This is a genomic window from Actinosynnema sp. NPDC059797 (genome assembly GCF_042732085.1).
In the GTDB taxonomy this organism is placed as follows: Bacteria; Actinomycetota; Actinomycetes; order Mycobacteriales; family Pseudonocardiaceae; genus Actinosynnema.
In genome coordinates this window covers 1-6009 of sequence record NZ_JBHWIE010000403.1, presented here as the reverse complement: position 1 = coordinate 6009, position 6009 = coordinate 1, and the positions used below count along the sequence as shown (strand labels likewise).

Sequence of the window (6009 nt, the reverse complement as noted above, 5' to 3'; positions counted from 1 at the left end):
GCCTGGTTCAGCACGGCGGTGTAGATCGTGCCCGCGGAGTCGGCGAACTTGGCGTCGGGCACCTTCCCGGTGAACCGGTCGGCGACCTCCGCGTACCGCTCCCAGGTCGGCCACAGCGCGGCCACGGCGTCGCGGTCGGTGGGGAGCTGGGCGCGTTCGAACAGGTCGCGCCGGTAGCACATGGCGAGGCCGCCCATGTCGGTGCCGAGGCCGATGACGAAGTCCCCGTCGACGCCCTGCTCCCACTTCCACGGCGCCCAGCGGTCGCGCAGGTCGAGCGCGCCGAACCGGGCGAGGTCGACGACCTTGTCCTTGGACTGGCGGACGCGCGGGGCGTACTGCTCCTCCACCGCGACCACGTCGGCCGCGCCGCGACCGGCCGCCAGGGCGGTGATCAGCCCCTTGTGGTGCGACTCGAAGTCGGTCACGCGGCCGACCACGTCGACCCCCGGGTGCAGCCGCTCGTACTCCTCGAACAGCGGCTCGTAGCCGAACTCGCCGAAGGTCGCCACGGTGAGCCGCAGCTGCCCGCCCGCACCGTCGTCACCGCCGCCACCGCACGCGGTCGCCACGAGGGCCAGCACCACCGCCAGCCACCCCCGCGGCCGACCCGTTCGCGCCCGTCCCATCCCGCACCCCTCTCACCGTCGCGATCAGGTCACCCATCGTGTTCGGCGGGTGACGCGGTGACGGGGGCGAACGGCCGGTGGCTCCCCTTCTTACCGCCAGGATTGCCCGAAAGGGCATCAGCAGCGGCGGCGGCGGTTCCACTCGTCCAGCAGCGCGTCGATCCAGGCCCCCAGCAGGTGGGCCATCTCGCGGTCGCCGCGCGCCAGGTGGTCGTGCAGCTCCTCGCACGCGCCCTCCAGCTCGACCCCCAGGTCGACCCGCCCCAGGTCCAGCCGGGCGAGGTCGGGGTCGGGCACGGCGGGCCCGGTGACCCGGTCCCGTGGCGCCACCGGCTCCGGCAAGGGAGGTTCGGGCGCCACGGGCTCCGGTGGTGTCACCGCCGTCTCCCGGAGTTGCGGCCCGCGATCCGCAGGGCCTCGATGTACTTGGGCAGCTCGACGAGGGCCCGTTCCCAGCTGTCGGAGTTGAGCTGCCCGGCGAACACCGCGTCGACCACGAGCCGGTCCACGTCGGGGGCGACGTCGTCACCCGACGCGTCGCGCAGCTTGCGCGACAGCTCCAGCTTGCGCAGCCGGGACCGCACCTCGTCCAGGGTGCGCTCCAGCTCGCTGATCACCCCTTGGGCCTGGGTGGGCTCCAGCACCAGCCAGCCGCGCCGCGCGAGCTGGAGGAACAGGTCGCCCGCGAAGCGCTCCGGAGGGGAGGCGCGCCCCAGGCCACCCGTCTCGCCATCGGACCGCACGTCCATCGCACCCTCCGCGCGGGAACCGGTCACCACGTGGGCCCCGACCCCCAGGTTCCGCCCCAGTACCGGGGATGTGCTCCGACCCCACCACGCCTCGCGGGGTGGGAGAAGGCCGGGCGGCCGGTTCTGCCCGTCCTTACCCCGTCTTCTGCCCTCGAACGACATGGTCGACGGCCTGCCGCGTCCGCCGGGCGGGTGAACAAACCCTTGAAATTTGAACCAACTCGGGACGAGCCTCGTGCAAGGGGCTGACGAACGGATCACGGTGGATCGGGGATCGGGATGTCGACCACTTCTGGTGGCGGGCCGCGGGTGAGCGAGCTGCGGGTGAGCGTGCTGGGGCCGGTGCGCGCCTGGCTCGGCGAGGACGAGCTGCCGTTGGGCCCGGCCCGGCAGCGGGCGGTGCTCGCCCTGCTCGCGGCCCGCGCCAACCGGGTCGTCTCCCGGCACGAGCTGGTCGACGGGCTGTGGGGCGACGCGCCGCCGGCCAGCGCGGTCGGCAGCCTGCACACCTACGTGTCGGGGCTGCGGCGGGCGCTGGGGCCGGTGCGGGACGCGCTGGTGTCGCAGACCTCCGGGTACTCGCTGCGCCTGGCCGACGGCGCGGTGGACGCCGAGGTGTTCGACCGGTGCAGGTCCCGGGCCCGGCTGCTGGCGGACTCCGGCGACCACCGCGCCGCCCGGGTCGCGCTGGACGAGGCGCTCGGCCTGTGGCTGGGCGAGGCGTACTCCGGGGTGCCGGGACCGTTCGCCGAGGTGGAGCGGCGTCGGCTGGACGAGCTGCGGCTCAGCGCCCTGGAGATGCGGGCCCGCGCGGCGCTGGAGCTGGGCGCGCACCGGGAGGTGGTGGCCGAGCTGACCGGGCTGGTGGGCGAGCACCCGTGGCACGAGTCGCTGTGGGAGGTGCTGATGCTGGCGCTGGACCGCTCCGGGCGGCACGCCGAGGCGTTGGAGGCATTCCGGGACGCGCGCCGGGCGCTGGTGGACGAGCAGGGCGTCGAGCCCGGTCCCGTGCTGCGGGAGCTGCACCAGCGGATCGTCACCGGCACGTCGGAGCCGCCGCACCGCGCGTCCGGGCCACCGCGCTCGACCGCTGCGGGTGCGGGAGCCGACCCGGGCCGCGAGCCCCGGTCGGCCGGCGGGCCCGGGCGTGCTCACGAGTCCCGACCGACCCGGGGGTCCTGGCCGGCCGGCGGGTCGGAACCGACCCGTGAGCCCCGGTCGGCAGGCGGGTCCGTGCCGGTCGGAGGGCCCGACCCGGCCAACGGGTCCGTGCCGGCCCACCACGCGCCGGCCGGTGGCGCGGACGCGCCCCGCCGCCTGTTCTCGGTGCCGCCGCACGTGGCCCGGGTGCTGCGCGACGGCGTCGGGCCGGAGGCGTTCGTCGGCCGCGTCGAGGAGACCGCGTTGTTGCGCGACCTGGTCACCGAGGTGCTGGCCGGGCGGGGCGCCCCGGTGTGGGTCGAGGGCGAGGCCGGGATCGGCAAGTCCGAGCTGCTGACCGTCGCGCTGGCGGACGCGGCGCGGCGCGGCTGCCAGGTGGGCTGGGCCGTCGCCGACGAGCCCGGCAGGCGGTTCCCGCTCCAGGTGATCATGGACTGCCTGGACGTCAGCCCGACCTCGCCGGACCGGCACCGCGCCGAACCGGCCGTGCGGCTGCGCAGCGAGCCCGCGCACGGCGGCTGGGGCCCCTCCGACCCGGTGCCGGTCGCGGTCGACCGGCTGCTGGCCCTGGTGGACCGGGTCTGCGCGAGCGGTCCCCTGCTGCTGGTGATCGACGACCTGCACTGGGCGGACGAGGCCAGCGTGCTGATGTGGCACCGGCTGGCCGCCGCCACCCGCCAGTTGCCGCTGCTGCTGGTGGCCGCGACCCGTCCCGACCCGGGCCGGCGGGAGCTGGCCCAGCTGCGGCGCGGCGTCGAGTCCCGGCGCGGGCACGTGGTCCTGCTGGAGCCGCTGGCGGCGCGGGAGACCGAGGAGCTGATCGGGGAGGTGGTCGGCGCCCGGCCCGACGACGTGCTGCGCGAGGTGGCCCGCCGCACCGCCGGCAACCCGCTCTACACCCGCGAGGTCGCGCACGCCCTGGTGCGCAACCGGGCCGTGCGCGTGGTGGACGGCGTCGCCGAGGTCGACCGGGCCGCCATCGACCAGGTGCCGTCGTCGCTGCTGGGCGCGGTGGACCGCACGCTGGACTCGGTGTCGCCGGCCACCCGGGACGTGCTGCGGTCGGCCGCGCTGCTGGGCGTGGCGTTCGGCGTCGACGCGCTGTGCGCGGTCACCGGGCGGTCGGCGCTGGACCTGGTGGGCGTGCTGGACGAGGCGGTGAGCGCCACCGTGCTGGTCGAGGCCGGTGACGAGCTGGCGTTCCGCCACCCCTACCTGCGACAGGCGCTGTACGAGGGCATCTCCCGGCCGGTGCGGGCCGCGCTGCACCGGCACGCCGCCGAGGCGCTGGCGGGCATCGGCGCGCCGGTCGAGCGGGTGGCCGAGCACCTGACGGCCGAGCCGGTGCCGCCCGACGAGTGGGTGGTCGGCTGGCTGGCGCGCCACCACGCCACCGTGTCCAACCGCGCGCCGCTGATCGCCGTCGACCTGCTGCGACAGGCCGTCGACAGCCCGCTGCCCACGCGGGTGCAGCGGGCGAGCCTGCTCACCGCCCTGGTCAAGGTGCTGTTCCGGTTGGAGCGCAACCCGGAGCGCGAGGCCGAGCAGGCGGTGGAGCTGTCCGCCGACCCGGACGACCGCGCCGAGATGCGGCACCTGCTGGCGGCCATGCGGCACCGGCGCGGCGACACCGCGTCCGCGATCGCGATGCTGCGCCGGGGCCTGGAGGCGCCCGACCTGCCGGAGATCTGGCGGACCCGGCACCTGTCGCTGCTGGCGAACTTCCGCCGCGGCGACCTGGCCGACCTCGACGAGGCCGAGCGGACCGCGCGCCAGGTGCGCGCCGAGTCGGTGGCCGAGGGCGAGCCGTACCCCATCGCGCACGCCTCGCAGACGCTGTGGCTGATCGACTCGATCCGCCGCGACCACGAGCGGGCGCTGCGGCACGTCGACGACGCGCTGGCCGTCGTCGGCGACCGCACCGACCTGGCCGAGCTGCGCTTCGACCTGCTGGACAACAAGGTGTTCACCCTCCAGAACCTCGACCGCCTGGCCGAGGCCGAGCAGGCGCTGGACTCGGCGCGGCGGGTGGCGGCCCGCCACGACCTGCCCACCGGGCTCCAGGTGTCCACCGCGGTGCACCACTACTGGACCGGCCGCTGGGACGAGGCCCTGGTGGAGCTGGACACGGTGACCGAGGACGGGCCCGCCATCACGTTCTTCGGGATGCGCGAACCGGGACCGGCCGCCCTGCTCCTGCACGGCGTGGCCGCGCTGATCGCGGGCCGCCGCGACGACCGCGCCGCCGCCGCGGCCCACCTGCGCGCGGCCGAGTCCCACGCGCCCGCCACCAGCGCCGAGCGGGAGAGCTGCGACTTCTACCTGGTGGCGGCGGCGCTGGCGGCCGAGCAGCGGGGCGCGCCCGACGAGGCGCTGCGGCTGCTCGCGCCGGTGCTGCGGCCGGATTTCGCCCGGATGATGCTGCGCCACCAGTGGCTGCCCCACGCCGCGCGCCTGGCGCTGGACTCCGGCGACCGAGAGGTGGTGCGCACGGCGCTGGAGGTGTGCGAGGAGGAGGCGGCCAAGGAGGTGCGGCCGGCCCGCGCGCACGCCGCCGCCGCGCACTGCCGGGGCCTGGTGCGCGGCGACCCGAGGGCCGTGCTGACCGCGGCCGCGCACTACCGCGCGGTGGGCCGGCCGCTGGAGCTGGCGTCGGCGCTGGTGGACGCCGGTGTCCTGCTGGCCCGCGGCGCGGGTTCGCCGGACGAGGTGACCGCGGCGTTCGGCGAGGCCCTGGAGCTGTTCGGCGGCCTGTCGGCGCGCTGGGACGTGCGGCGCGCGGAGCGGCTGATGCGGGAGTGCGGCGTCCGCGGCGACGCGCAGCACGCGGTCGGCCGGCCGCGGTCGGGCTGGCAGGCGCTGTCCCCGCTGGAGGTGCGCATCGCGCGCCTGGTCGCGGAAGGCCTGTCGAACCCGGACATCGCGGGCGAGCTGGCCCTGCCCCGGCGGACCGTGCAGTCGCACGTGTCGAGGGTGCTGGACAAGCTGAGGTCACCCTCGCGCACGGCGGTCGCCGAGCACGTCCACGCGAACCGGCCCACGCTGACGTGCCCGTGAGGTCCGGCGCTGCCGCCCGTGCGCGGGGTCGCGAGCGTCGAAATCCGGGTGCGGGCGTCCGGCGCGGTGGTGTGTGATCGGGACGTGGCGATCACGATGGGCGGTCCGGGGACCGACGGGCTGGACGAGGTCGTGGACGTGCTGCGGGAGTGGCAGCACGAGGGTGCGCCGGCGCAGCTGCACCCCGGTGACCTCGGCTGGTTCCGGCGGTTCGGGGCGGAGGCCACCGCGGCGGCGGTCCGGACCTGGAGCCGGGACGGTCGGGTCCTGGCCGTCGGGCTGCTGGACGGTCCCGGGCTGGTGCGGCTGGCGGTCGCGGGCGGCGCCCGGCGGGTCGAGGTCCAGGCGCGGCGGGGGGTGGGGGTCCGGGGCCGGGCGGGGGGCGGGGGGGGGGCGGGCGAGGTGGGGCGCGG

4 protein-coding genes and 1 pseudogene are annotated in these 6009 nt (G+C 76.7%); 2 read left to right on the top strand and 3 right to left on the bottom strand.

Translation table 11 applies throughout. The annotated features are described in order from the left end of the window. The 3 genes from ACFV4N_RS38355 to ACFV4N_RS38345 all read right to left on the bottom strand — a co-directional run. A partial coding sequence (locus ACFV4N_RS38355; RefSeq protein WP_499677588.1) for an extracellular solute-binding protein occupies positions 1 to 629 on the bottom strand: 629 nt, incomplete at its 3' end. Positions 630 to 746: 117 nt separating this feature from the next. After that, complete coding sequence (locus ACFV4N_RS38350) at positions 747 to 959, bottom strand: hypothetical protein (RefSeq protein WP_499677587.1); 213 nt, start codon at positions 957 to 959, stop codon at positions 747 to 749. 44 nt (positions 960 to 1003) lie between these two features. Next, on the bottom strand, positions 1004 to 1378 hold the full coding sequence (locus ACFV4N_RS38345; protein WP_499677586.1) for a hypothetical protein: 375 nt from the start codon (positions 1376 to 1378) through the stop codon (positions 1004 to 1006). 309 nt (positions 1379 to 1687) lie between these two features. On the opposite strand from ACFV4N_RS38345, the gene ACFV4N_RS38340 reads away from it, so the two are divergent. Then, positions 1688 to 5596 carry an ATP-binding protein gene (locus ACFV4N_RS38340; RefSeq protein ID WP_499677585.1) on the top strand — a complete coding sequence of 1303 codons (3909 nt, stop codon included), beginning with the start codon at positions 1688 to 1690 and terminating at the stop codon, positions 5594 to 5596. An 84-nt stretch (positions 5597 to 5680) separates the two neighbouring features. After that, positions 5681 to 6009, top strand: a pseudogene (locus tag ACFV4N_RS38335) (hypothetical protein); the annotation flags it as partial.

What these genes read in the sequence shown, in the direction of transcription:
- ACFV4N_RS38345 (WP_499677586.1), bottom strand. Translation starts at nt 1,378, where the DNA reads ATGGACGTGCGGTCCGATGGCGAGACGGGTGGCCTGGGGCGCGCCTCC.